Here is a 23,832-nt window from a genome sequence, read left to right as displayed (position 1 = left end):
GTCATGGAGCATCGCTGCGGGGACGGCGATGGCCACGCAACGACACGGGGCAAGAGTGCCGCCCCACCCGCGACGGGAAGTTATTCGGTCCGAAGTATGAGATTACGTCCGGTCGTCCGTCGAGATGGTGGGAGGGGTCCGCCGAGCCAGGACGAACCATGCCAGACCGAACGCGAAGACGAGGATGCTGGTCCAGACGTTGAGCCGCAGCCCGAGGACGTGGTTGGCGGTGTCGATCCGCATCATCTCGATCCACAGCCGGCCGAGCGTGTAGCCCATGACGTAGAGCGCGAACACCTGGCCCCGGCGCAGCCTGAACCGGCGGTCGACCCACATCAGCAGGACCGCGACGCCGACGCACCACAGCGACTCGTAGAGGAAGGTGGGGTGGAACAGCCCGCGGACGACCGGCGCCCCGGCGCCGTCCCGCACCGCGGCCCCCGCCGACGGGTCCCACTGGTAGATCCGCAGCGCCCAGGGCAGGTCGGTCGGTCCGCCATACAGCTCGTTGTTGAACCAGTTGCCCCACCGGCCGAGGGCCTGCGCGAGGACCAGGCCCGGCGCCAGCGCGTCGGCGAAGTCGAGGTAGGGCACGCCGGCGCGGCGGCAGCCGATCCACGCCCCGAGGGCGCCCAGGGCGACGGCGCCCCAGATGCCGAGGCCGCCCTCCCAGATCTTGAAGGCGTCCATGGGACGCCCGCCGTCGCCGAAGTAGGCCTGCGGGGAGGAGATCACGTGGTAGAGCCGACCCCCGACGATCCCGAAGGGCACCGCCCACATGGCGACGTCGACGACGCTCTCCGGGCGCCCGCCCCGGGCGGCCAGGCGACGCTGCGTCAGCCAGACCGCGACGAGGATCCCCGCGAGGATGCACAGGGCGTAGGCCCGCAGCGGGAGCGGCCCGAGGTGCCAGACCCCCTGCGTGGGGCTCGGGATCTCGGCCGGGGCGAGAGCGATCACTTGCCGGTGGCGTCCGCGACGGCCTTCTCCAGGACGGTCGGGTCCTGGGCGAAGGTCTGGAAGGCGATCTCCTTGCCGTTGAGGAGGTACTGCGGCGTCCCGGTGTTGCCCTTCTGCTGGCCGACCTGCTCCATCTTGGTGGCGTAGCCCTTCATCTTCTGGTCCTGCACGCAGGTCCCGAAGCCCTGGAGCCGGTCACCGGACAGGCCGGCCTCCTTGGCGAAGGTGTCGGACAGCTGCTGGTCGGTGTAGCCCTTGCCCTCCTCGGGCTGGTGCTTGTAGACGACGTCGTGGTAGGCCTTGAAGGCTCCGGCCGCGTCGGCGCAGCCGGCAGCAGCGGCCGCCCGGAGCGAGGAGTCGGGGTTGGGCACCTTGCCGCCGAGGGCGTTCTGGATGTTGGCGTCCAGGAAGCTGCGCAGGTGGTACTCCAGGCGCACCTTGCCCTCGTCGGCGAGCTTGGTCAGGGTGGGGCCGACGGCGTCCTCGACGTGCTTGCAGATCGGGCACTGGAAGTCCTCGTAGATCACGAGGGTGGGGGCGCCGGGCTTGGCCTTGCCGGGGTTGGCGACGATGCCACCGCCGTCGCTGGTCGCGTTGGGCGGGTTGGTGGCGTTGGCGATCTGGTCGGCCACCGAGCTCTTGTGGCTCTGCTGGGACAGCACGGCGTAGAGCACGCCCGCGAGGACGAGCAGCGCGACGACGACCGCGGCGACGACGACCTTGCCCTTGTTGTTGCGGGGCGCGGCGGCCTGGGCCTTGGCGCGGCGTTCCTCGTAGCTGGTGCTCATCGGCGGTGCTCCTGGTGGTCGGGTCGGCTCGGGTCGTGACGGTCGTGGCGGTCGTGGTGGACCGGCTGCGCAGGGGCGCCGTGCAGCCACCGGTCCATGCTGACAGGGGTGGCTGGGCGGAGCGTGAGCCACACGCCGCAGGCCATCAGGGCGAGGTCGCGGACCACGTCCCAGAGGTAGTTGGTGTCGGCCGGGTCGACGGCTCCCCCGCCGCCGAAGCAGCCGCAGTCGATGGAGATCCCGCGGACCCAGACGCTGATGATGCCGGCGGTGAAGACCAGCATGAGCAGCGCGCCGAGGGCCCCGGCGAGGCGGGTGAAGAGGCCGAGGACGAGCAGCGCCCCGAGGGCGAGCTCCACGACGGGCAGGACGTAGCCGACCATGTTGGCGAGGTCGAAGGGCAGGATCTTGAAGGCGCGGACCGCCTCGGCCGAGGCCTCCAGGGCCCCGATCTTGAGACCGCCGGAGATCAGCAGCGTGATGCCGAGGACGAGCCGGGCGAGCAGCCCCACCCACGGTGACCAGCGGTTCATCGGTGTCCCTCCCGCACGCCGGCGGCAAGCTCTCGCACGACCCCCTGCAGGGCCGGTATGCCGTCCCCCAGCGCGCGGACGAGGGCCGACCCCACGATGACCCCGTCGGCGTATGCCGCGACCTGGGCCGCCTGCTCCCGGGTCGAGACCCCGAGCCCCACGCACAGCGGGGTGTCGGTGACGGCGCGGGCGCGGGCGATCAGCGCGGCCGCCTCGGGGCCGACCGCGGCGCGGGCGCCGGTGACCCCCATCAGCGCGGTGACGTAGACGAAGCCGCGGCAGGCGGCCGCGGTGCGCGCCAGCCGCTCGGTGGTGGACGAGGGTGCCACCAGGAAGATCGGGTCGAGGTCGTGGCGATCGGCCGCGGCGAGCCAGTCGCCGGCCTCGTCGGGGATCAGGTCGGGGGTGATCAGCCCGGACCCGCCCGCCGCGGCCAGCTCCCCGGCGAAGCGGTCCACGCCGTAGCGCAGCACCGGGTTGTAGTAGGTCATGCAGACCGCGGCGCCGCCGGCGTCGGTGATCGCCCGCACGGCGCGGAAGGCGTCGGCGAGGCGCACCCCGCCGGAGAGGGCCTGCACCGCGGCGTCCTGGATGACCGGGCCGTCCATCACGGGGTCGCTGTAGGGGATGCCGACCTCGACGACGTCGACGCCGGCCTCGACCATCGCGACCATGGCCGCGATCGAGCGGTCGGCGTCGGGGTAGCCGACGGGCAGGTAGCCGACCAGCGCGGCCCGGTGCTCGTCGCGGCACCGCTTGAGCACGTCGCTGACGCGGGAGATGCCGCTCACTGTCCCTGCCCCTCGTTGTCCTGCACCGGCTCGGCGGCCTTGATCTGCTCGGCCCGGGCGAAGTCCTCGCCGTCCATCAGGCCGAACCACCGGGCCGCCGTGTCCACGTCCTTGTCGCCGCGGCCGGACAGGCTCACCAGGATCAGCGCGTCGGGCCCGAGCTCGCGGCCGAGCCTCATGGCGCCGGCGAGCGCGTGGCTGGACTCGATGGCGGGCAGGATCCCCTCGGTGCGGGTGAGGAGCTGGAAGGCCTCCATCGCCTCGTCGTCGGTGACGGGGTGGTACTCCGCCCGGCCGGAGGCGTGCAGCGCCGCGTGCTCGGGTCCGACGCTGGGGTAGTCCAGCCCGGCCGAGACCGAGTGGGACTCGATGGTCTGGCCCTCGTCGTCCTGCAGCAGGTAGGTGAAGGCGCCGTGCAGCACGCCCGGCGTGCCGGTGGAGAAGCGGGACGCGTGGCGGCCGGACGCGACGCCCTCGCCGCCGCCCTCCAGGCCGACGAGCCGGACCTGCTCGTCCCCCACGAAGGCGTGGAAGATGCCCATGGCGTTGGAGCCGCCGCCGACGCAGGCGCACACGACGTCGGGCAGCCGGCCGGTCAGCTCGAGCACCTGGCCCCGCGCCTCCTCGCCGATGATCGCGTGGAAGTCGCGCACCATCTCCGGGAAGGGGTGGGGGCCGGTGACGGTCCCGAGGACGTAGTGGGTGTGCTCGACGTTGGCCACCCAGTCCCGGAAGGCCTCGTTGACGGCGTCCTTGAGGGTGCGCGAGCCGTGGCGCACGGGCACCACCCTGGCCCCGAGCAGCCGCATCCGCGCGACGTTGAGGGCCTGCCGCTCGGTGTCCCGCTCCCCCATGTAGACCACGCACTCCAGCCCCATGAGGGCGGCCGCCGTGGCCGTCGCCACGCCGTGCTGCCCCGCGCCGGTCTCGGCGATCACCCGGGTCTTGCCCATGCGGCGCGCGAGCAGCGCCTGGCCGAGGACGTTGTTGATCTTGTGCGAGCCGGTGTGGTTGAGGTCCTCGCGCTTGAGGAGGACCCGGGCGCCACCGCAGTGCTCCGCGAACCGCGGCACCTCGGTGATGATCGACGGGCGACCGGTGTAGGTGCGGTGGAGCCGGTCCAGCTCGGCGACGAACTCCGGGTCGGCCCATGCCTTCTGGCGCTGCTCGTCGAGCTCCTCCAGGGCCGCGATCAGGGCCTCGGGGACGTAGCGGCCGCCGAAGTCGCCGAAGCGCCCGACGGGGTCCCCGGGTTGGGCGTCGCTCGGGGAGCGGTGGCTGGGGTTCGGCATACGGACCTCTCTGCGGTCGATCAGTGGCGCAGGGCCGGGTGGGCCCCGGCGGCGATCAGGGTGGCGACGGTCTCCCGGGGGGTGCCGCCGGTGACCAGCGACTCGCCGACGAGCACCGCGTCGGCGCCGGCGCGGGAGAAGTCGAGCACGTCGTGGGCGCCCCGGACCCCGGACTCGGCGACCCGCACGACCGTGGTCGGCAGCTGGGCCGCGACCCGGGCGAACGTGGACCGGTCGACCTCGAGGGTCTTCAGGTTGCGGTTGTTGACGCCGATGACGGTGGCGCCGGCGTCCAGGGCACGGCGGGCCTCCTCCTCGTCGTGCACCTCGACCAGCGCGGTCATGCCGAGGGACTCGGCGCGCTCGCGCAGCGACACGAGCACCGGCTGCTCGAGAGCGGCGACGATGAGCAGGATGACGTCGGCGCCGTGGGCGCGCGCCTCCCACAGCTGGTAGGGCTCGACCATGAAGTCCTTGCGCAGCACCGGCACCTCGACCCGCGCCCGCACCGCCTCGAGGTCGGCGAGGCTGCCGCCGAACCTGCGCTCCTCGGTGAGCACCGAGATGACGCTCGCTCCCCCGGCCTCGTAGTCGGCGGCGAGCCCCGCGGGGTCGGCGATGAGCGCCAGGGCGCCCTTGCTGGGGCTGGACCGCTTCACCTCGGCGATGACCCGGATGCCCGCGGTGCGTCCCGCGGCGAGCACGGCACGGGCGTCCCGGGCCGGCGCGCGGCGGGCCGCCTGCGCCTTGAGGTCGTCCAGCGACGTCTGCTGCTGGCGACGCGCGAGGTCCTCGCGGACGCCGGCGATGATGTCGTCTAGTACGGAGGGCACGGCCTCAGGCTAGTCACGCGGGCCCGCCTGGTCCGAATCCGGCGGCGGGTGTCCTACCTTTCGGGCACGCGCGCGGGCGGCAGCTGGGTGCGCCACGTGGTGCGGCAGACGGGTGCGGCACGGGGGTGAGGCTACGGCTGCAGCCACGCGAGCGGGCCCCACCACCGCAGCACCCCGAAGGCGCACCACAGCAGCAGCGCCGCGGCCACCCATCGCCCGACGGGTGCCTGCTCCAGCCGTATGGCGACCGGGTCCGGCTCGCCCCGACGTGCGGCCCGCCAGGCCGCCGCGGTCCACGCCACCGTCGCGACGAGCGCGAGGACCGTCGCGAGCACCATGACCGCGTTGGACGACACGGCTCCGGCCAGGTCCGCCCGGGTGAGGTCGTTGAGGGCGCGCAGCCCGCCGCAGAAGGGGCACGGCAGGCCGGTCAGCGCCAGGAAGGGGCAGCCTCCCCAGCTGCCCGGGACGTGCGGGTCGCGCAGCCGCAGCGCCGCCAGCGCCACGACCTGGGCACCCAGCAGCGAGGCCGGGAGGGCGGCCGAGGCCCGGCTCACGAGGCGCGGCGACGTGGTCACGCAGCCACGATAGGCGCACGACACGCCGGTCCCCCGCAGCGACGAGCACCCGGGAGGCGAGGTGGCCCCGCTAGCGTGGCGCGTGAGCCGCGACCGCGCGGCCACGACGAACGCATGAGGGGAGCATTTGCATGACCGACCGTCCGCAGAATCCCTATCCCGGCGAGCCCGAGCAGCCCGGGGCCTCGGGGTCCGGCTCGAGCAGCTACGGCGGCCAGCCCGCCGGTCAGCCCTACGGCCAGCAGGGGCAGGGCCAGCCGTACGGCCAGCAGCCCGGCGGCCAGCAGGACCAGCCGTATGCCCAGCAGCCCGGCGGTCAGCAGGACCAGCCCTACGCCCAGCAGCCCTACGGCCAGCAGCAGTACCCGGGCCCGGCGCAGGGTGGCGGCCAGCCGCCCTACGGCACCGAGCCCTACGGTCAGGGCTACGCGCCGCAGCCGCGCAAGACCAACACCCTCGGGATCATCTCGCTGGTCCTCGGCATCCTGTCGATCCCGCTGGTCTGCTGCGGCGGCTGGCCGGGCCTGATCGCGGGCATCGTCGCGATCGTCCTCGGCGTCCTCGGGATGCGGCAGGCCAAGCGCGGGCTCGTGGGCGGCCGCGGCCTGGCGATCTCCGGCCTGGTGCTCGGCATCATCGGGGCGCTGCTGTCGGTCGCCCTGCTGGCCTTCGCGAGCGCCAACGGGCCGCTCTTCGAGCGCTGCTCCAACCAGTACCAGAACAACCCCGAGCAGATGCAGAAGTGCATCATGGACGGCCTGTCCAGCAAGTGACCGGGAGTCCGGCCCAGCGCGGAGGCCCGCCACCGTCGTCGGTGGCGGGCCTCGGCGCGTGTCCGGCTCGGCGTCGTTGGCGTCGGCGCGGCGCTCAGCGGTGGGGGCTGTTGGTGAAGCTGTCCTTGGCGCCGCCGGCGCCGTAGCCCGCGCGGCTCAGCGCGATCCCGACGACCGGGCCGGCGAGGACGATCAGCGCGCCGACGGCGATCCACACCCAGTGGGCGAAGATGACGGCCACCGAGAGCACGAGCGACCCGAGCAGCAGGACTCCCACGGTTGCCCACGCGGCGATCGACTGGCCGTGGGCGTCGTGGGTGGCGCGCTCGTTGGCCGAGGGGGCGGACTGGGGGCGGTCTTCCATGGTGGCTCCTGGTCGGGCGGACGTGCTTGCGGTCATTGTGTCAGGTCAGGGTGTCAGCGGGCACCGCGCGGGGGCTCCTCGTCGTCCGCCTGCTCGTTGCTGACACGATCCCACAGGGACTCCCGGCGTGGTGTCTCCCGCGCTGTCGGGTCGCTCACGGGGGCGTCGTACCTCGGGGACAGCCCGCGCGTCTCCCCGGCGTGGCGCAGTGCCAGGACGCCCGCGGCGACCGGCGCGAGGCTCGCGGCGAGCGCCGCCCAGGCGGCCCAGGTCGCCGTGGCGGTGACGGTGGGCGGCGAGCTGCGCCCGGACCGGGCGGCGAGGTCGTCGGCGAGCGGGGTGGCCGGGTCCGCGAGGAACCACCCCACTGCCGCGGCGCACCCGAGCCCCGCGAGCAGCAGGACGGCTGCGGCCACGAACCTCACCACCCGCCCTCCGGTCACGGCGACGATCGCGGCGGCGGCGGCCACGAGGGTGAGGGCACCCGCGAGCGGGACGAGGGTCGAGCCGGTGGCCGACATGGCCGAGCCGGGGACGAGCGCGTCGGGCGACCGGCCCGTGGCCCAGGCCTGGGTGACGAGGCCGAGGACGGCACCGGCGCCGAGGAGCGCCGGCAGCAGCACCACCCGGGCCGTATGCCGCCCGCCTGCGGCGGGGGCGCCCGCCGCCTCCCGGGGTCGCCCGCTCACGGCGCCCGCAGCCCGCTCGCGGCGGCGACGGCCCGCAGCGCGGCGGCCGCCTTGTTGCGCGACTCCTGCAGCTCCAGCTCGGGCACGGAGTCGGCGACGATCCCGCCGCCGGCCTGCACGTGGGCGACGCCGTCGCGGATCAGGGCGGTCCGGATCGCGATGGCCATGTCGAGGTCGCCGTGGAAGTCGAGGTAGCCCACGACACCGCCGTAGAGGCCGCGGCGGCTGGGCTCGAGCTCGTCGATCAGCGACAGCGCGCGAGGCTTCGGGGCGCCCGACAGCGTCCCGGCGGGGAAGGTGGCGGCGAGCACGTCATACGCGCTCCGACCGTCGCGGAGGTGACCCACCACGGTGCTCTCGATGTGCATGATGTGGCTGTATCGCCGGATCGTCATGAACTCCACCGTGTCGACGGTCCCGGCGTCGCAGACGCGCTGCAGGTCGTTGCGGGACAGGTCGACGAGCATGACGTGCTCGGAGCGTTCCTTGGGGTCGGCGAGCAGGTCCTTCTCGAGGGCGACGTCCTCCTCGGGGGTGGCGCCGCGGGGCCGGGACCCGGCGATGGGGTGGGTGATGACGCGGCGGCCCGTGACCTTGACCAGCGCCTCCGGGCTGGACCCGACGATGTCGTAGCTGCCGCCGTCGGGGTCGGGGCAGCGCAGGAGGTACATGTAGGGGCTGGGGTTGGAGGCCCGCAGCACGCGGTAGACGTCGAGGGCGTCGGCGGGGCAGGGCACGCTCCAGCGCTGCGCCAGCACGACCTGGAAGACCTCGCCGGCGCGGATCGCCTCCTTGCCCTCCTCGACCATGGCCCGGAAGTCCTCGGGGGTCATGGTGCTGGTGGCCTCCGGCGTCCGCGGCTCGACCACGGCGACGGTGGAGGGGGCAGGGGCGCCGAGGTCGCGCACCATCTGGTCAAGGCGGGCGACGGCATCGGCGTGCGCCTCGTCGACCCGCTCGTCGGTGTCGTCGATGTTGATGGCGTTGGCGACCAGCAGGATCGAGCCGTCGGCGTGGTCGATGACCGCCAGGTCGGTGGCGAGCATCATCGCGAGCTCGGGCAGCTGCAGCAGGTCCTCGGCGTGGTCGGGGACCCGCTCCCAGCGCCGGACCGCGTCGTAGCCGACGAAGCCGACCATGCCGCCGGTCAGCGGCGGCAGGCCCTCGATCGCGGTGGTGCCGAGCGCGGCGACGGTGTCGCGCAGCACCTCGACCGGGTTGCCGGCCGTGGGGATCCCGGCGGGCGCCTCGCCGAGCCAGGTGGCCTCGCCGTCGCGCTCGGTGAGGGTGGCGAGGCTGCGGGCGCCGACGATCGAGTAGCGCGACCACACGCCGCCGTGCTCGGCGGACTCGAAGAGGAAGGTCCCGGGGCGGTCCTGGGCGAGCTTGCGGTAGACCGAGACAGGGGTCTCGGCGTCCGCCAGCAGCCGCCGCACGACCGGGATGACCCGCCGGTCCCTGGCGAGCTCGCGGAAGGTGTCCAGGCCGGGCCAGGTGACCCCGAAGCCCAGCTCGGGGATGTGCTCGCTCACTGCGGGCTCCCTTCTACCGCAGCCAGGTCCGTGAAGAAGCAGGTGCGCTCCCCGGTGTGGCAGGCCGCGCCGACCTGGTCGACGCGCACCAGCAGGGCATCGCCGTCGCAGTCGATCGCGACGCCCTTGACCCACTGCGCGTGGCCGGAGGTGTCGCCCTTGCGCCAGTACTCCTGCCGGCTGCGGCTCCAGAACGTCACCCGCCCCTCGGTGAGGGTCCGACGCAGCGCCTCGTCGTCCATCCAACCGACCATGAGCACATCGCCGGTGTCGTGCTGCTGCACCACCGCCGCGACCAGTCCGTGGTCGTCGCGCTTGAGGCGGCTCGCGATGCTCGGGTCCAGGGCGGGAGGCCGTATGCCGTCGTCGGGGGTCACCGGGTCATTGTGCCAAGGCCACCGGGGTGCTGGGTCCCGCCGTCTCAGGCGTGCTCGGATCAGCCCTCGTCCCCCGCCAGCACGTGCCCGAGGAAGGCCAGGGAACGCAGCCGCAGCTCGTCGACCCGCTGCTGGGTCCACCAGGCCCGGTCCTGCGCCGACGCCGCGCCCACCTCCATCGGGGTGGGCGCGCGGCGCACGTTGCGCGAGCACGAGAAGTCGGTGCAGATCAGCGTCCCGACGGTGCTGCCCGCGCGGCCTGCGGCGCCGGCGCGGCGGGCGACATACATGGTCACGTCCTCGGTCTCGGTGATGTCCTGGCACCAGGAGCAGACCTTGCGGCGCCGGGGCGCGCCGGCGGACTCCGCGGCGGGGCGCAGCAGGACCGCCCGGGCCGCCCCCTCGTCGTCCTCGTCGCCGACGTCGCCCACGAGCACGACGTAGGCGAGCAGCGGCCGCTTCGGGTCGCGCCACCCGAGCACCTCGAGGGCCGACCACTCCATCGCGTCCAGGTCCGGCAGCACCGCCTGCGCGGCCTCCCGGCGAGAGGCATTGACGAAGGCCGCACGGATCTCCGGCTCGGTGAGGGCACGCATGGATCGAGTGCAGCACACCTCACCCGCCCCGGCGAACGCTTCGGGTGCCAGGATGGGCTCATGACCTCGCTCGCCCACGCCCAGCGCCAGGCCCTGTCCGACCTCTTCGACCGGGTCGGCCCCGACGCCCCCACCCTCGCCGAGGGATGGACGACGCGCGACCTCGCCGCCCACCTCGCCACGCGCGACCGCCGTCCCGACGCCGCCGCCGGCATCATGGTCAAGCCGCTGGCCGGCTACACCGAGCGGGTGCAGCAGTCGTATGCCGCCCGCCCCTGGCCCGAGCTCGTCGACCTGGTGCGGTTCGGCCCCCCGGCATACGCGCTCACCCGGATCCCGGCCGTGGACGCCCGGGTCAACCTGGCGGAGTTCTACCTGCACCACGAGGACGTGCTGCGCGCCCAGCAGCCGCCGGCGCACGTGCCGATGACGCCCGAGCTGGAGAGTGCGCTGTGGCGGCTCGTCGCCACCATGGGCCGGCTGCTGCTGCGCCGCTGCCGCGTCGGGGTGACCGTCGACGCCCCGGGGCACGGCGAGCAGGTGCTGCGCAAGGCGGGCGCCGACGGGGGGGTGCTGCTCACGGGGCGCCCCGGCGAGCTGCTGCTCTACCTGTCCGGGCGCACGGAGGCGGCCGACGTGCGGGTCGAGGGCTCGCCGCAGGCCGAGGAGGCCTTCCGCAGGACCTCGCTGGGGCTGTGACGCGGGGCTGCGGGCCCGGCCGGTCGGACCCGGCCCGTCAGCGCACCTCGTGCCCGGCGTCGCGCAGGGCCGCCTTGACCTGGCCGATCGTCAGCTCGCGGTAGTGGAAGACGCTGGCGGCCAGCACGGCGTCGGCACCGGCCTCGACGGCGGGCGCGAACTGCTCGAGCGCGCCGGCTCCCCCGGACGCGATCAGCGGCACCGTGACCTCCCGGCGCACGAGCCGGATCAGCTCGAGGTCGAAGCCGTCCTTGGTGCCGTCGGCGTCCATGGAGTTGAGCAGGATCTCCCCCGCCCCCAGCCGCTCGGCGCGGGCGCACCACTCGACAGCGTCGATGCCGGTGCCGCGGCGACCGCCGTGCGTGGTCACCTCGAATCCCCCTGTGGCCACGCCCTGCTCGTCGCGTCGGCGGCGCACGTCCGCGGAGAGCACGAGCACCTGGTTGCCGAACCTGTCGGCGATCTCGCTGATCACCTCCGGGCGCGCGATCGCGGCGGTGTTGACCCCCACCTTGTCGGCGCCGGCCCGCAGCAGCCGGTCCACGTCCTCCGGGGTGCGCACTCCCCCGCCGACGGTCAGCGGGATGAACACCTGCTCCGCGCAGTGACGCACCATCTCGTAGGTCGTCTCCCGGTTGCCGGAGCTCGCCGTGACGTCGAGGAAGGTGAGCTCGTCGGCCCCCTGGTCGCCATACGTCTGGGCGAGCTCGACGGGGTCGCCCGCGTCGCGCAGGTTGTCGAAGTTGACCCCCTTGACGACGCGGCCGGCGTCGACGTCGAGGCACGGGATGACACGGATGGCGACGCTCACGCCCTAGATCCTAGTTGGTGATCCGGGGAACGGGTTGTTTCTGCGCCTTCTTGACTCCCGGACCCCGTCGTGCCAGACCGTGTGCCGCGTGCTCTCCGGGGTCGCCCGAACCCGTCGGGTCACGGTCCTCGCATCGGGGTGAATAGGTCTGGTGTTTCGATCCCCTGATCCATAGAATCAGACCATGAACTTCGTCGAGGTGGACGACGCGCGGCAGGCCCTCAGCGGCCTCGTCGCGACGCTCGGCACCCTGACGACGGGAGTGGTGCACGTGCAGTCCGGCGACCTCGGGGAGCTGGCCGCCCAGGCGGGCGCTGCGCTCGCGCTGGCGCGAGGCCTCGTCACCGCGTGCGCCGCCGAGGCGAAGTCGCGAGGTGTCCTGTGGGACTCCGGCTCGGCGACCACCGCCCACTGGCTCTGCGACCACGACACCGGCCTGACCCGCAAGGACGCCAACGCCATCCGCCGCGCCCTCGAGGACACCGCCGAGCCGGCCCTCGCGGAGCTGCGGTCCGGGCTGCTCGACGGGTCGGTCACGCCGGCCGACGCCTCCCTCGCCGCCCGGCTGCGGGCCGAGCTGTGCGGGGCGACGGACCCGGCCTTCCACGACGACATCGCCCGCGGGGTGGCGCATCTCGCGCGGCAGGACGACGCCTACCAGCAGCTGCACGCCTTCCGGGTGAGCATGCTGGCGCGCTACGGCACGACCTCGGACGACCAGCGCTGCCGCGACCACCAGGAGGCGCGGCGCGGACTGTCCACCTTCAGCCGGACGTCCGACGGGCTGTGGTCCTTCCACGGCCTCCTCGGTGACGCGGACAAGGTGGCCCTGCACGCGGCGATCACGGCGTTCTGCGCCCCACGGTCAAGCACCGACGAGGCGACCGGCGAGGTGGTGCGCGACGAGCGCACGGCGGGCCAGCGGCGGCTGGACGCACTCCTGACCCTCACCCAGCGCGCCGCCGACACCGGCGCCACCGGACCCATGGGCGCCACCTGCCGCGCCTCGCTGGTGCTGCCGATGGATGCGTTGCGGCTCCCCTGCCCCCACCGGGCCAAGGACGCCTTCGGCCTGTGGCGGGGCATCTCCGGCGAGCCCTGCGACTGTCCCCTGCCCACCGCGTCCACGGACGACCTCGGGACCGTGCTCTCACCGGTCGTGGCCCGCGAGCTGACCTGCTCCGCGGAGGTCACCCCCGTGTGGGTCGACCACCTCGGCCAGCCCCTCGACGTCGGCCGCAGCACCCGTCTCGCCACGCTGCGGCAGCGGCGGGCGCTGCAGGTGCGGGACCAGGGTTGCAGCTTCCCCCGGTGCAGCGCCCCGGCATCGTGGACCCAGGCCCACCACATCGTCCACTGGGCCGACGGTGGCCCCACCGACGTGGCCAACCTCGCGCTGCTGTGCACCCAGCACCACCGGTTCGTGCACCATCAGGGCATCACCGGGCGGGTGAGCAGCGACGGCAGCCGGGTCGTCTGGGACGTCGTGCGCGCGCCCGGCGGCTGGCGGCCCGCGCCACCCGACCCCGGCGGCCCACCGGACCGGCCCGACGGAGACCATCCCCACGGGGACCATCCCGACGGAGACCGGCCACCCGACCCGCCACCCCCGTGCCGTACCGCACACCCAGCTCCCGACCACGCCCTGACAGCCTGAGCGTGACGGCCTGAGTGTGAGGACCCGAGTGTGACGGCCTGAGCCCTGTGCCGGGCCCACCTCGACGTGCGAGCGACGCCCGAGCAGCCACCGCAGGCTGCCCGGCGCGCTCGCACGTCTGCGCAGGAGCCGCGTGGCTAGGGTGCGCCTCATGCGCCCGCCCCGCTCCCCCGACCCCGGCCCTGCGCCCGACAGCCTGCCCAGCCCCGCACCCGACAGCCGCCCCGGCCCTGCCCTCGACGTCACGCAGGACCACGCGCCCCAGACGGTCGAGGAGCTCGTCAGGCTCGCCACCGCCCGCGGCCCACGCGCCGGCTCCCCACCGTCATCGCCGTGGACGGCCCCAGCGGCGCCGGCAAGACCACCCTGGCCACCCGTCTCGCAGAGCGGCTGCGGCGGCCCGACGGCACGGGCGTGACCGTCATACGGATGGATGACCTCTATCCCGGCTGGGACGGCCTGGCCGCCGCCGCCCCGCTCCTGGCCGAGGACGTCCTCGCGCCGCTCGCGCGTGGCGAGGACGGTCGCTACCGCCGGTTCGACTGGCAGGCGATGGCGTATGCCGAGCCCCACGACGTCCCGACCAGCACCCCCTGGCTCGTGCTGGAGGGAGCCGGCAGCGGCGGCGCAGCCACCCGGCCCTGGCTCAGCGCCCTCGCCTGGCTCGACGCCGGCCCGCAGACCCGCCGGAGGCGAGCGCTGGAGCGCGACGGCGACGCCTACCGGCCGCACTGGGAGCGGTGGGCGCGGCAAGAGGCCGCGTGGTTCGCGGAGCAGGGCACGCGCCTGCACGCCGACGTGGTGGTGGATACGGGAGACTAGGGGCGTGGGCAACGAACCGAAAGACATGGTGGACGCGGTCTCCCGCTCCATGCAGGCACGCACCGGTCGCAGCGTCGCGCATTGGGTCGCCCTCGTCGACGCGGAGGGGCCCGACCCGCTCGACCAGAAGGCCGTCCGCGGCTGGCTCAAGGACGTCCACGGCGTCCCGCAGAACTCCCAGTGGGCGATCGCGTCCGCCGCGGCCGAGGCTGCGGGCTGGCAACCACCGAGCGTCGACCAGCTCACCGACGAGCTCTACTCCGGCGCCCGGTCCCACCTGCGTCCGCTCCACGAGGCGGTCGTGGGGCTGGCGACCTCCCTCGGGGACGACGTCGAGGTGCAGGGGCGCGGCAGCTACATCCCCGTGGTGCGCACCACGCAGTTCGCCGCGGTGGCGCCGGGGCCGCGCGGCACCCTGCGGGTCGGGCTCAGGTTCCGCAGCGACCCGCCGCAGGACGACCGGCTGGGCCCGGCCAAGGGGTTCGCCCAGGCCACGCACTGGATCCACCTTGCGCCGGACACTCCCGTGGAGCAGGTGAGCGCGCTCGAGCCGGTGCTGCGCGCGGCATACGAGCAGAACTGACGATCCCGTGACCAACCCCTCCCCGTCCTCCAGCCACGACAGCGACCACGGCAGCGATCACGGCCGCGATCACGGCAGCGATCACGACGGAGACCGTCGAGCCGGCGCCACCCGGGTCAGCCGCTGGGGTGAGCGCGCCGCCCACCTGGGGCGCTCGTCGGCCCGGGTGACCCGTCGGGGGGCGCTGCGCAGCGGCCGCCGGCTGCGGCAGCGGCTCTTCTTCATCGCCCAGTGCTCGCTGGCGGCGATGACGGCCTACACGGTGGCTCACTACGTCTTCCAGGTGCACGTGCCGCTCTTCGCGCCGGTCGCCGCCATCGTCGCCCTCGGCATGACCTACGGCCAGCGTCTGCGGCGGGCGGTCGAGATCACCGTCGGCGTCGCGGTGGGGGCGTTCATCGGCGAGTCCTTCGTGCACCTCTTCGGGATCGGCCCCTGGCAGATCCTGCTCATCGTCTCGGCCGGCATGACGATCGCGACCCTCCTCGGCGCGGGCACCCTGATGGCCAACCAGGCGGGCATCCAGGGGATGATCGTCGCGCTGCTGGCAGCCGCGCCGGGCGGTGCCTTCGGGCGGTGGTTCGAGGCGCTGCTGGGGGCCGTGATCGCCCTGGTCTTCGCATCGGTCGTGCCCAGCTCGTCGCTCATCAAGCCGCGCAGCCAGGCCAGCAAGATCCTGGACGCCCTGGGTGACCTGCTCCACGAGACGAGCGCGGCGCTGCGCGACGACGACCTCGACGGCTGCGAGGACGCCCTGGCCGCGGCCCGCGCCACCGAGCGCGACCTGACCGCGCTGCGGGGCTACTCGGCCGACAGCCTCGAGGTGATGCGGGTGACGCCGTTCCACCGTCGTCACCGTCCTGCGGTGCAGGAGATCGCCCACCTCATGGAGCCGATGGACCGCGCCATCCGCAACGCCCGGGTGCTGATCCGGCGGGCCACCGTAGCGCTGCAGAACGGCGAGCGCGTCCCCGACCGCTACACCACCGCCATCGACCAGCTGGCCGGCGCGGTGGACCACATCGCGGATGCCCTCAGTGCCGGGCAGCTGTCGGAGGACCTGGAGCCCGAGCTGCTCGGGATCGGCCGGTTGACCCGGGACCCGGACCCGGCCGCCACGCTGTCGGCCGAGGTGATCCGGGCCCAGCTGCGCTCGATCGTGGTGGATCTGCTGCAGGTCATCGGCCTGTCCTTCGCGGACGCCCAGCACGAGATCCGCCAGGTGCTGGAGACCGACCTCGGCAAGGACACCCGTCCACCCGTCACCGAGTGACTCAGCCCCGCGTGCCGGAGCCGGCCCGGTGCCGGGGGTCGTCCTCGCGGTAGTCCTCGTCGACATACATGCCGGGGGTGTCCAGGACGAGGTTGGTGCCGCCCGCCGTGTCCCGCAGGTGCTGCGGCGCGACGGCGTGCGCCAGGTGGTAGACCAGCACGGTCACGAGGGTGCCGAGGGCGATGCCGCCGAGGGTGAAGCCGTCGGAGAGCCGCAGCGACGTGTCCCCGATGCCGATGATGATGCCGGCCGCCACGGGCACCAGGTTGACGGGGTTGCCGAAGTCGACGCCGTTCTCCTTCCAGATCTTGGCGCCGAGCAGCCCGATCATCCCGTAGAGCACGACGCAGATGCCGCCGAGGACGCCACCGGGCGTCGCGGAGATGATCGCGCCGAACTTCGGGGAGAAGCCGAAGAGGATCGCGACGAGCGCGGCGACCACGTAGGCCGCCGTGGAGTAGACGCGGGTGGCCGCCATGACGCCGATGTTCTCGGCATACGTGGTCGTGGGCCCCGCACCGACACCGGTGGCGAGGATCGAGCCGAGGCCGTCCGCGGCGATGGCCTTGCCCATCTCGCGGTCCAGCGGGGTGCCGGTCATCTCGGCGACGGCCTTGACGTGGCCGGTGTTCTCGGCGATCAGGGCGATGACGATGGGCAGCGCGAGCACGGCGTAGTGCCAGGAGAACTCGGGCAGGTGCCAGCCCACGACGGTGCCCTCGGTGCGCGGCGGGAAGCCGAACCACGGCGCCGCCGCCACGGCGGACCAGTCGACGCGGAGGTGCTCGACGATGCCGGTGGGGTTCTGCGCGGTCACGGCGCCCGGCTGGAAGCTCGTGATCGGGCCCGTGGTCAGGTCGAGCAGCCAGGACAGCAGGTAGCCGATCACCAGCGACAGGAAGATCGCGACGCGCGACAGGAACCCGCGCACGCCCACGTTGAGCACCACGACCACGAGCATCACCGCGAGCGCGACCCACTGGTCCTGCGGCCAGTAGGTACGCGCGACCACGGGCGCGAGGTTGAAGCCGATGAGCATGACCACCGCGCCGGTGACGACGGGCGGCAGGGTCCGGTGGATCGCGCCGGCGCCGACGAGGTGGATGACGACGCCCACGGCGGCGAGCGCGACGCCGCACCACAGCATCGCCCCCGACACGTGGGCGGGCTTGCCGCCGGCGGCGTAGATGGCGGTAGCGACGCCCACGAAGGACGCCGAGGAGCCCAGGTAGCTCGGCACGCGGCCCCGCACGATCGCCAGGAAGAGCAGGGTGGCGACGCCGCTCATCATCACGGCGAGCTGCGGGTTGAGCCCCATCAGGATCGGGAAGACGAAGGTCGCCCCGAACATCGCCACCACGTGCTGGGCGCCGAGCCCGATCGTCTTGCCCCAGCTCAGTCGCTCGTGCGGGGCCACGACGGCTCCCGGCTCGAGGACTCCATCGTTGTGCAGCGTCCACAGCGCCATGGGTTGTGCTCCTTGCCGGCCGGAGCGTCCGGCCCGGGTCATCCTAGCGATGCCCGGCCCGTATGCCGCAGCCGCCGCCGCGCGTCCTCAGCGGCCCGACGTCAGCGGCCCGACGTCAGCGACCGGACGTCAGCGGCCGGACGTGGCCACCACGACGTCGCCGCGCCCCGTGAGCACGAGGCCGGTGTCGGCGGCGGAGGCGTAGCAGGAGTCGCCGCGTCCGAGCTCGAGCTCCTGCCCGGCGGCGTCGCTGACGACGACCTGCCCGTCGAGGCACAGCAGGAGCCTCGGGCCGTTGTCCTCCGGCAGCGGGCACCGGCCCTCGACGGTGCACCGCAGCAGGTCGAACTCCGGTGCCGGGGTCTCCAGGTGGGCCACGCCGGGGGCGACCTCGACGAGGTGCAGCCGCGGCACCTGCACCGTCGGGTCGACGAGCCGCAGCAGCTCGTCGACGTCGATGTGCTTGCCGGTCAGGCCGGCCCGCACGACGTTGTCGGAGTTGGCGAGCAGCTCGACGCCGGTCCCCTGCAGGTAGCAGTGCAGCCCGCCGGCGCCCATGAAGAGCCCCTCGCCGGGGCGCAGCGTGACGTGCCGCAGCAGCAGCGCCGCCACGAGCCCCACGTCGCCGGGGTGCTGGCGGGCGACGCGGACCGCGGCGCGGAAGGTGGCGCGGTCCTCGGCGGCGACACCGGGGTCGTCGGCGAGCTCGCCGCAGCGCCACTCGACGTCCGCGAGCAGCTGCGGGCGGTGCTCGGCCGGCCAGTGGAGCAGCTGCGAGAGTGCGTCGAGCGGGGCCCGCTCGGACCCGCTGCGCAGCGTGTCGACGACGGCGTCGAGGCCCTGGACCCCCAGGGTCTCGAGCAGCCGGGCGGCCTCCTCGGGCTCGCGGAACCCGGCGAGCGCCTCGAACTCGGTGAGCGCGAGGACCACCTCGGGCTTGGGCCAGTCGTCCTTGTAGTTGCGGTGCGGGTCGCGCAGCGGCAGGCCGGCCGCCTCCTCGCGGGTGTACCCCTCCTGCGCCTGCTCCCGGTCGGGGTGGACCTGGATGGACAGGGCCTTCTCGACGGCGAGCACCTTGAGCAGGAAGGGAAGTCGGCCGCCGAAGCGCTCCTGGCACCCTCGGCCGAGCTCACCCTCGGGGTCGCCCGCGATCACCCGCTGCAGGGTGGTCAGGCCCTCCTCGCGCTCGAGGATCGCGGGGGCGCCGGGGTGGGCGCCGATCCACAGCTCGGCCTCGGGTCCAGGGGATGGGGTGGGTCGGCCCTGCAGCTCCGCGAGGATGTAGCGAGAACCCCAGTCGTAGGGCTGCACGACGGCTTCGAGACGGTCCACCGCACCACTCTAGCCACCGGCGGGCCCGGCTGCCGCTAGTCGGCCGAACCTCCGCCGGGCTCGTCCGGCCGGTCCGGGTCGTCCTGGTGAGCCGCCACCAGCGCGGCCAGCCGGGCGGCCTCGGCCCGGGAGGTCAGCCCGTCCGCCCGCTGGATCGCCATGACCGCCACCTCCTCGGTGTCGTGCAGCAGCAGCGACACCCAGGGGTCTCCGTGACCGAACCTCACCTCGTCGATCTCGCGCCACCCGATGTGCCGCCTCACGACGAGGTTGCGGACCACCAGGCCGTCCTCGTCGACGTCCGCCCGGATCGCCGCGTAACGGGCCAGCAGCGCCGCGATCGCGACCCCGCACCCGAGCAGCAGCAGCCGGTCCATCACGCCGAAGCCGCGCGGCCCGCCCGGCATCAGCGCCGCCAGCACGCAGAACAGCAGCAGCGAGAGCACCCCGCCGGTCAGCGCGACGGCCCGCCCGCGGCGCGGTCGGAAGGGGTCGTAGGGCGCCGGGGCGCGGCTCTCGAGTCCGGGCACGGCAGCCTCAGAGACGACAGGCGGCGATGTCGGTGACGAGGATCGCGCGGGCGCCGATGCGGTAGAGCTCGTCCATGACGGCGTTGGTGCTGCGGCGGGGCACCATCGAGCGCACGGCCACCCACGCGGGGTCGCGCAGCGGCGACACCGTCGGGGACTCCAGGCCCGGGGTCACCGCCACGGCCTGCTCGACCAGCTCGGCCGGGCAGTCGTAGTCCACCAGGACGTAGCGGCGCGCCACGAGCACGCCGTGCAGCCGGCGGCACAGGGTGTCGACCGCGGCGTCGTCGGCCACGGCACCGTCGGAGGCGTCGGCCGCCGCCGACGGCTGCGTGCGCCGGATCAGCACCGCCTCGCTGCGCAGGATCGGCTCCCCGAAGACCTCCAGGCCCGCGTTGCGCAAGGTGGTGCCGGTCTCGACGACGTCGGCGATGAGGTCCGCGACGCCCAGCGTGACGGCGGTCTCCACGGCACCGTCCAGCCGGACCACCTCGGCCTCGATGCCCCGGTCGTGCAGGTGGTGACCCACGAGGCCGGCATACGACGTCGCGACGCGACGGCCGTGGATGTCGGCGACGGACTGCATGCTGCCGGCGGGCGCCGCGTACCGGAAGGTCGAGCCGCCGAACCCCAGCGAGAGCACCTCCTCCGCCGTCGACCCGGAGTCGAGCAGCAGGTCGCGGCCGGTGATGCCGAGGTCGACGGTGCCGGCGCCGACGTAGACGGCGACGTCGCGCGGGCGCAGGTAGAAGAACTCGACGCCGTTGTCGACGTCGGTCAGCACCAGCTCCTTGGTGTCGCGGCGCTGCGCGTAGCCCGCCTCCTTCATCATCGCGGAGGCAGGCTCGGACAGAGATCCCTTGTTGGGGATGGCAACTCGCAGCATGGGCGGCAGGCTCCGTGAGGTGGCGGGAGAGGTCACAGGTGCGTGTAGACGTCGTCCAGGCCGATGCCACGGGCGACCATGAGGACCTGCAGGTGGTAGAGCAGCTGGCTGATCTCCTCGGCCGTGCGCTCGTGCCCCTCGTGCTCGGCAGCCATCCACACCTCGGCGGCCTCCTCGACGATCTTCTTGCCGATGAAGTGCACGCCCTGGTCGAGCTCGGCCACGGTGCTGGAGCCTGCGGGCCGCGTCGTGGCCTTCTCGGTGAGCTCGGCGAACAGCTGGTCGAAGGTCTTCACGACCTACACCCTACGGCTCCCGGTGACCGGGGTCCGACGGCGTCCGTGTCGCGGGACCACCACGGGATAGGTGGTCCGGCGCTCGTGCCCCCGGGCCAGCGCCGGTGCTCGACGGAGGTACTCCACTGCCGTGCTGGTCACGTCGTCACCACCTTGCTGGTCCGCCCTGTCGTCTACTCATCGTAGAACAAAAGGTACGCAGAGTCGCGAAAAGGGACAGATGAATCGTAACGGGCCGTCAGTGCCCGTGGCCCCGGACCAGGTCGCGCAGCTCGGTGACCGCCGCGGCGGCGTCCTCGGCGCCGTAGACCGCGGAGCCCGCCACGAACACGTCGGCGCCGGCCTCTGCGCACTGCTCGATGGTGCTCGCCGAGACCCCTCCGTCGACCTGGATCCACACCTCGCCGCCGTGCCGACGCACCGCCTCGCGGACCTCGCGCACCTTGGGCATCTGGTCGGCCATGAACCGCTGCCCCCCGAAGCCGGGCTCCACCGTCATGACCAGCACCATGTCCAGGTCCGGCAACAGCTCCGCGTATGGCGCCCACGGCGTCCCCGGCTTGAGGGCCATGCCCGCCCGGCCCCCCGCGGCCCGCAGCGCCCGGGCCAGCGCCCGCGGGTCGCGGGCCGCCTCGACGTGGAAGGTCGCCGACCCGGCGCCCGCCTCGACGTACTCCGGCGCCCAGCGGTCCGGGTCCTCGATCATCAGGTGGCAGTCGAGCGGGATCGGGCTCACCCGCGCCAGCGCCTCGACCACCGGGAGCCCCAGCGTCAGGTTGGGCACGAAGTGGGCGTCCATGACGTCCACGTGCGCCCAGTCGGCGTTGCTGATGCGGTCGAGCTCGGACTGCAGGTTGGCGAAGTCCGCGGACAGGATGCTGGGCGAGATCTGCACGCAGGCCACCCTATCCGGGTCGCTCTCAGCCGTCGGCGGGCCGCTTGCGCAGCAGCGCCAGGAACATCCCGTCGGTGGCGTTGCGGTGCGGCCACAGCTGGGCGTGCGGGCCCTCCCCCGCCAGCTCGATGCCCGGCGCGACCTCCCGCAGCACGGCCTGGGCGTCCAGGACCTCCACGTCGTCGCGGTCCCGCAGCACGTAGGCGACGGCGTAGACCGTCTCGGTGGCGTGGGGGCTGCAGGTGGCGTAGCCGACGACCCCGCCGGGGCGGGTGGCGTCCAGCGCGGACCCCAGCAGCTCGCGCTGCAGGCTGGTCAGGGCGGCGAGGTCGGCGGGGGTGCGGCGCCACCGGGCGTCGGGGCGGCGGCGCAGCGCGCCGAGCCCGGTGCACGGCGCGTCGACGAGGACGCGGTCGTAGCGGCCCGGCTCGTCGAGCCCGACCTCCCGGCCGTCGGCCACCCGCACCTCGACCCGGGCTCCGGCGGCGACGGCGGCGCGCAGCCCCTTGCGGACCAGGTCGGCGCGGTGCGGGCTGATCTCGTTGGCGGTCAGGTAGGCCCGGTCCAGGGACAGCGCCGCGAGCAGCCCCGCCTTGCCTCCCGGCCCGGCGCACAGGTCGAGCCACTCCTCGTCGTAGTCGTCGCCCTCGACCGGCACGGCCGCGAGCGCCAGCGCCAAGAGCTGGGACCCCTCGTCCTGCACCGCGGCGCGACCGTCGCGCACCGGAGCGAGGGAGCCCGGGTCGCCGGCGGGCAGCACCGCACCGACCGGGGAGACCGGGGCCGGCCGGGCGCCGAGCGCCACCAGCTCGTCGACGGTCACGAGCCCGGGCCGGGCGACCAGGGTGACCTCGGCCGGGTCGTTGTCGGCGCGCAGCAGCGCCTCCAGCTCGGCGTCGACCGTCTCGGCGGTGGCGACGCCGTGGCCGAGCAGGGCCGTCCGCAGCGCCCGCACGATCCACTCGGGGTGGGAGTGCTCGACGGCGAGGGCCTCGAGGTGGTCGCCGGTGGGGACCACGCGCTCGAGCCACTCCTCGCGGCTGCGCTCGCTGACGCGCCGCAGCACGGCGTTGACGAAACCGGCGGCGCCGGCGCCGTTGACCTGCCGGGCGAGGCCGACGGTCTCGGCGACGGCGGCGTGCGTGGGCACCCGCATCGCGAGCAGCTGGTGCGCGCCGAGCCGCAGCGTGTCCAGGACCGGCGGGTCGATCGCGGTGACGGCCCGTCCGGACGCGTCGGCCACGACGGGGTCGTAGAGGCCGCGCCAGCGCAGGGCGCCATACGTGAGCTCGGTCGCGAACGCCGCGTCCCGGCCGTGCAGGCCGTGGGCGCGCAGCACCGCGGGCAGCTCGAGGTTGGCGTAGCCGCCGTCGTCGACCGAGCGCAGCACGGTGTAGGCGGCGAGGCGCGCCGGGTCACCTGACCGCGAGCGCTCCGAGGGTCGCTGCGCGCTGCGGGCGCGGGGTCCACGCCGGCCGGGGCTGCCCGGGCTGCCCGGGCTGCCGGGACTGCCGGCGCGGCCAGGGCCGTCGGGTTGCCGTCCGGTCATGCGCCCATCACGTCCTGGTCGGTGATCCGCACGCCGCGGGCCCAGTCGGCCGCGGCCATCTCGCGCTTGCCCTGGGGCCGCACGGTCGTCAGGCGGACGGCGACGGTGCCGGTGCCGACCGCGACGTCGCGCTTGCCGGCCTCGATCTCCCCGGGGGCCAGGTCGGGGCGTGAGTCGAGGTGGACCGGGCCGAGGCCGAGGCGTTCGCCGCGGAAGACCGTCCAGGCACCCGGGTCGGGGGTGCACCCGCGGACCTGGCGGTCCACGGCGAAGGCCGGGCGGGACCAGTCGACCTCGGCATCGGCAGCGGTGAGCTTGGGCGCCTGGGAGATCCCGTCGTGCCGCTGCGGCACCGCCTCGATCTCGCCGCTCTCGATCGCGTCGAGGGTCTCGACGAGCAGCCCGGACCCGGCGACGGCGAGGCGGTCCAGCAGCTCGCCGCTGGTGTCCTGCGGCCGGATCGTCTCGGTCATCCGGCCGAGCACCGGGCCGGTGTCCAGGCCCTCCTCCAGCAGGAAGGTCGTCGCGCCGGTGATCTCATCGCCGGCCATGATGGCGCGCTGCACGGGAGCGGCTCCGCGCCAGGCCGGCAGCAGCGAGAAGTGCAGGTTGACCCACCCGTGGGCCGGGATCCGCAGGGCGTCGCGGGGCACGAGGGTGCCGTAGGCGACGACCGGGCAGCAGTCCGGCGCCAGCTCCCGCAGCGCGTCCTGCGCCTCGGCGTCCCGCAGCGACGTGGGGGTGAGCACCGGGATGCCCTCGGCGAGGGCCCGCTGCTTGACCGGCGACGCGGCGAGCGACCGGCCGCGCCCGGCCCGGGCGTCGGGTCGGGTCAGCACGGCGACGACGTCGTGGGAGGACCCGATGAGGGCCTCGAGACTGGGGACGGCGACGGCCGGGGTGCCGGCGAAGACGACGCGCATGG

27 protein-coding genes are annotated in these 23,832 nt (G+C 74.1%); 6 read left to right on the top strand and 21 right to left on the bottom strand.

The window, feature by feature from the left end; genetic code table 11:
* Nucleotides 1-102: 102 nt before the first annotated feature.
* From lgt to ADJ73_RS11350, 7 genes are all read right to left on the bottom strand, one after another.
* Nucleotides 103-960 (bottom strand): prolipoprotein diacylglyceryl transferase, encoded by an 858-nt coding sequence (lgt, locus tag ADJ73_RS11380; RefSeq protein WP_082176946.1) that lies wholly within the window; start codon nt 958-960, stop codon nt 103-105.
* A complete protein-coding gene (locus tag ADJ73_RS11375; RefSeq protein WP_050348357.1) occupies nt 957-1,748 on the bottom strand; it encodes a DsbA family protein in 792 nt (263 codons plus the stop codon). The genes lgt and ADJ73_RS11375 overlap by 4 nt, the downstream gene beginning before the upstream one ends.
* Entirely contained in the window at nt 1,745-2,281 is a 537-nt protein-coding gene (locus ADJ73_RS11370; RefSeq protein ID WP_082176945.1) for a MauE/DoxX family redox-associated membrane protein, read from the bottom strand. The genes ADJ73_RS11375 and ADJ73_RS11370 overlap by 4 nt, the downstream gene beginning before the upstream one ends.
* Complete coding sequence (gene trpA, locus ADJ73_RS17000) at nt 2,278-3,063, bottom strand: tryptophan synthase subunit alpha (protein WP_050349414.1); 786 nt, start codon at nt 3,061-3,063, stop codon at nt 2,278-2,280. The genes ADJ73_RS11370 and trpA overlap by 4 nt, the downstream gene beginning before the upstream one ends.
* Before the next feature lie 5 nt (nt 3,064-3,068).
* Nucleotides 3,069-4,364, bottom strand: coding sequence for a tryptophan synthase subunit beta (gene trpB / locus ADJ73_RS16995; RefSeq protein WP_050348356.1), 1,296 nt, complete (start codon nt 4,362-4,364; stop codon nt 3,069-3,071).
* Between the two features lie 20 nt (nt 4,365-4,384).
* On the bottom strand, nt 4,385-5,197 hold the full coding sequence (gene trpC, locus ADJ73_RS11355; RefSeq protein WP_050348355.1) for an indole-3-glycerol phosphate synthase TrpC: 813 nt from the start codon (nt 5,195-5,197) through the stop codon (nt 4,385-4,387).
* 131 nt (nt 5,198-5,328) lie between these two features.
* A complete protein-coding gene (locus tag ADJ73_RS11350; RefSeq protein WP_050348354.1) occupies nt 5,329-5,775 on the bottom strand; it encodes a DUF2752 domain-containing protein in 447 nt (148 codons plus the stop codon).
* A 131-nt stretch (nt 5,776-5,906) separates the two neighbouring features.
* Here ADJ73_RS11350 and ADJ73_RS11345 point away from each other — a divergent pair, with 131 nt between their 5' ends.
* On the top strand, nt 5,907-6,548 hold the full coding sequence (locus tag ADJ73_RS11345) for a DUF4190 domain-containing protein (RefSeq protein WP_050348353.1): 642 nt from the start codon (nt 5,907-5,909) through the stop codon (nt 6,546-6,548).
* A 94-nt stretch (nt 6,549-6,642) separates the two neighbouring features.
* Here the strand turns inward: ADJ73_RS11345 and ADJ73_RS11340 are convergent, their stop codons facing one another.
* The 5 genes from ADJ73_RS11340 to ADJ73_RS11320 are packed head-to-tail and all read right to left on the bottom strand — an operon-like array spanning nt 6,643 to nt 10,106.
* Nucleotides 6,643-6,912 carry a DUF6704 family protein gene (locus ADJ73_RS11340; RefSeq protein WP_050348352.1) on the bottom strand — a complete coding sequence of 90 codons (270 nt, stop codon included), beginning with the start codon at nt 6,910-6,912 and terminating at the stop codon, nt 6,643-6,645.
* 53 nt (nt 6,913-6,965) lie between these two features.
* Nucleotides 6,966-7,601, bottom strand: coding sequence for a Trp biosynthesis-associated membrane protein (locus ADJ73_RS11335; RefSeq protein ID WP_082176944.1), 636 nt, complete (start codon nt 7,599-7,601; stop codon nt 6,966-6,968).
* Nucleotides 7,598-9,133, bottom strand: coding sequence for an anthranilate synthase component I (locus ADJ73_RS11330; protein WP_156188214.1), 1,536 nt, complete (start codon nt 9,131-9,133; stop codon nt 7,598-7,600). The genes ADJ73_RS11335 and ADJ73_RS11330 overlap by 4 nt, the downstream gene beginning before the upstream one ends.
* Nucleotides 9,130-9,510, bottom strand: coding sequence for a phosphoribosyl-AMP cyclohydrolase (gene hisI, locus ADJ73_RS11325; RefSeq protein WP_082176943.1), 381 nt, complete (start codon nt 9,508-9,510; stop codon nt 9,130-9,132). Before hisI ends, ADJ73_RS11330 begins: the two co-directional genes overlap by 4 nt.
* Before the next feature lie 59 nt (nt 9,511-9,569).
* Nucleotides 9,570-10,106: an FBP domain-containing protein gene (locus ADJ73_RS11320; protein WP_050348350.1), complete on the bottom strand. Its 537-nt coding sequence runs from the start codon at nt 10,104-10,106 to the stop codon at nt 9,570-9,572.
* Nucleotides 10,107-10,166: 60 nt separating this feature from the next.
* Here ADJ73_RS11320 and ADJ73_RS11315 point away from each other — a divergent pair, with 60 nt between their 5' ends.
* Nucleotides 10,167-10,805, top strand: a complete 639-nt coding sequence (locus ADJ73_RS11315) for a TIGR03085 family metal-binding protein (RefSeq protein WP_050348349.1) — start codon at nt 10,167-10,169, stop codon at nt 10,803-10,805.
* A gap of 37 nt (nt 10,806-10,842) precedes the next feature.
* Here the strand turns inward: ADJ73_RS11315 and hisF are convergent, their stop codons facing one another.
* A complete protein-coding gene (hisF, locus tag ADJ73_RS11310; protein ID WP_050348348.1) occupies nt 10,843-11,616 on the bottom strand; it encodes an imidazole glycerol phosphate synthase subunit HisF in 774 nt (257 codons plus the stop codon).
* A gap of 184 nt (nt 11,617-11,800) precedes the next feature.
* On the opposite strand from hisF, the gene ADJ73_RS11305 reads away from it, so the two are divergent.
* The 4 genes from ADJ73_RS11305 (at nt 11,801) to ADJ73_RS11290 (ending at nt 15,951) form a co-directional block, all read left to right on the top strand.
* Nucleotides 11,801-13,273, top strand: a complete 1,473-nt coding sequence (locus ADJ73_RS11305; RefSeq protein ID WP_050348347.1) for an HNH endonuclease signature motif containing protein — start codon at nt 11,801-11,803, stop codon at nt 13,271-13,273.
* A 333-nt stretch (nt 13,274-13,606) separates the two neighbouring features.
* Nucleotides 13,607-14,095 (top strand): hypothetical protein, encoded by a 489-nt coding sequence (locus ADJ73_RS11300; protein WP_253272558.1) that lies wholly within the window; start codon nt 13,607-13,609, stop codon nt 14,093-14,095.
* A gap of 4 nt (nt 14,096-14,099) precedes the next feature.
* A complete protein-coding gene (locus ADJ73_RS11295) occupies nt 14,100-14,678 on the top strand; it encodes a DUF5655 domain-containing protein (RefSeq protein WP_253272557.1) in 579 nt (192 codons plus the stop codon).
* 7 nt (nt 14,679-14,685) lie between these two features.
* Nucleotides 14,686-15,951: an FUSC family protein gene (locus ADJ73_RS11290; protein ID WP_082176942.1), complete on the top strand. Its 1,266-nt coding sequence runs from the start codon at nt 14,686-14,688 to the stop codon at nt 15,949-15,951.
* Between the two features lies 1 nt (nt 15,952).
* Here ADJ73_RS11290 and ADJ73_RS11285 read toward each other — a convergent pair whose 3' ends face one another.
* From ADJ73_RS11285 to fmt, 8 genes are all read right to left on the bottom strand, one after another.
* Nucleotides 15,953-17,419 carry a uracil-xanthine permease family protein gene (locus ADJ73_RS11285; RefSeq protein ID WP_050348344.1) on the bottom strand — a complete coding sequence of 489 codons (1,467 nt, stop codon included), beginning with the start codon at nt 17,417-17,419 and terminating at the stop codon, nt 15,953-15,955.
* A 129-nt stretch (nt 17,420-17,548) separates the two neighbouring features.
* On the bottom strand, nt 17,549-18,751 hold the full coding sequence (manA, locus tag ADJ73_RS11280; protein WP_050348343.1) for a mannose-6-phosphate isomerase, class I: 1,203 nt from the start codon (nt 18,749-18,751) through the stop codon (nt 17,549-17,551).
* A gap of 35 nt (nt 18,752-18,786) precedes the next feature.
* On the bottom strand, nt 18,787-19,281 hold the full coding sequence (locus ADJ73_RS17720; RefSeq protein WP_050348342.1) for a PH domain-containing protein: 495 nt from the start codon (nt 19,279-19,281) through the stop codon (nt 18,787-18,789).
* 7 nt (nt 19,282-19,288) lie between these two features.
* Nucleotides 19,289-20,113: an ATP phosphoribosyltransferase gene (hisG, locus tag ADJ73_RS11270; RefSeq protein WP_367379601.1), complete on the bottom strand. Its 825-nt coding sequence runs from the start codon at nt 20,111-20,113 to the stop codon at nt 19,289-19,291.
* Between the two features lie 86 nt (nt 20,114-20,199).
* A complete protein-coding gene (locus tag ADJ73_RS11265; RefSeq protein WP_050348340.1) occupies nt 20,200-20,463 on the bottom strand; it encodes a phosphoribosyl-ATP diphosphatase in 264 nt (87 codons plus the stop codon).
* A gap of 238 nt (nt 20,464-20,701) precedes the next feature.
* Nucleotides 20,702-21,358, bottom strand: a complete 657-nt coding sequence (rpe, locus tag ADJ73_RS11260) for a ribulose-phosphate 3-epimerase (RefSeq protein WP_050348339.1) — start codon at nt 21,356-21,358, stop codon at nt 20,702-20,704.
* A 25-nt stretch (nt 21,359-21,383) separates the two neighbouring features.
* Complete coding sequence (locus tag ADJ73_RS11255) at nt 21,384-22,907, bottom strand: RsmB/NOP family class I SAM-dependent RNA methyltransferase (RefSeq protein WP_082176941.1); 1,524 nt, start codon at nt 22,905-22,907, stop codon at nt 21,384-21,386.
* Nucleotides 22,904-23,830 (bottom strand): methionyl-tRNA formyltransferase, encoded by a 927-nt coding sequence (fmt, locus tag ADJ73_RS11250; protein WP_050348337.1) that lies wholly within the window; start codon nt 23,828-23,830, stop codon nt 22,904-22,906. Before fmt ends, ADJ73_RS11255 begins: the two co-directional genes overlap by 4 nt.
* Nucleotides 23,831-23,832: the final 2 nt, after the last annotated feature.

The sequence above is a fragment of the Arsenicicoccus sp. oral taxon 190 genome (genome assembly GCF_001189535.1).
Classification (GTDB): Bacteria; Actinomycetota; Actinomycetes; order Actinomycetales; family Dermatophilaceae; genus Arsenicicoccus.
Note: the sequence above shows the minus strand (reverse complement) of the source record. Positions and strands in the feature narration are given on the sequence as shown.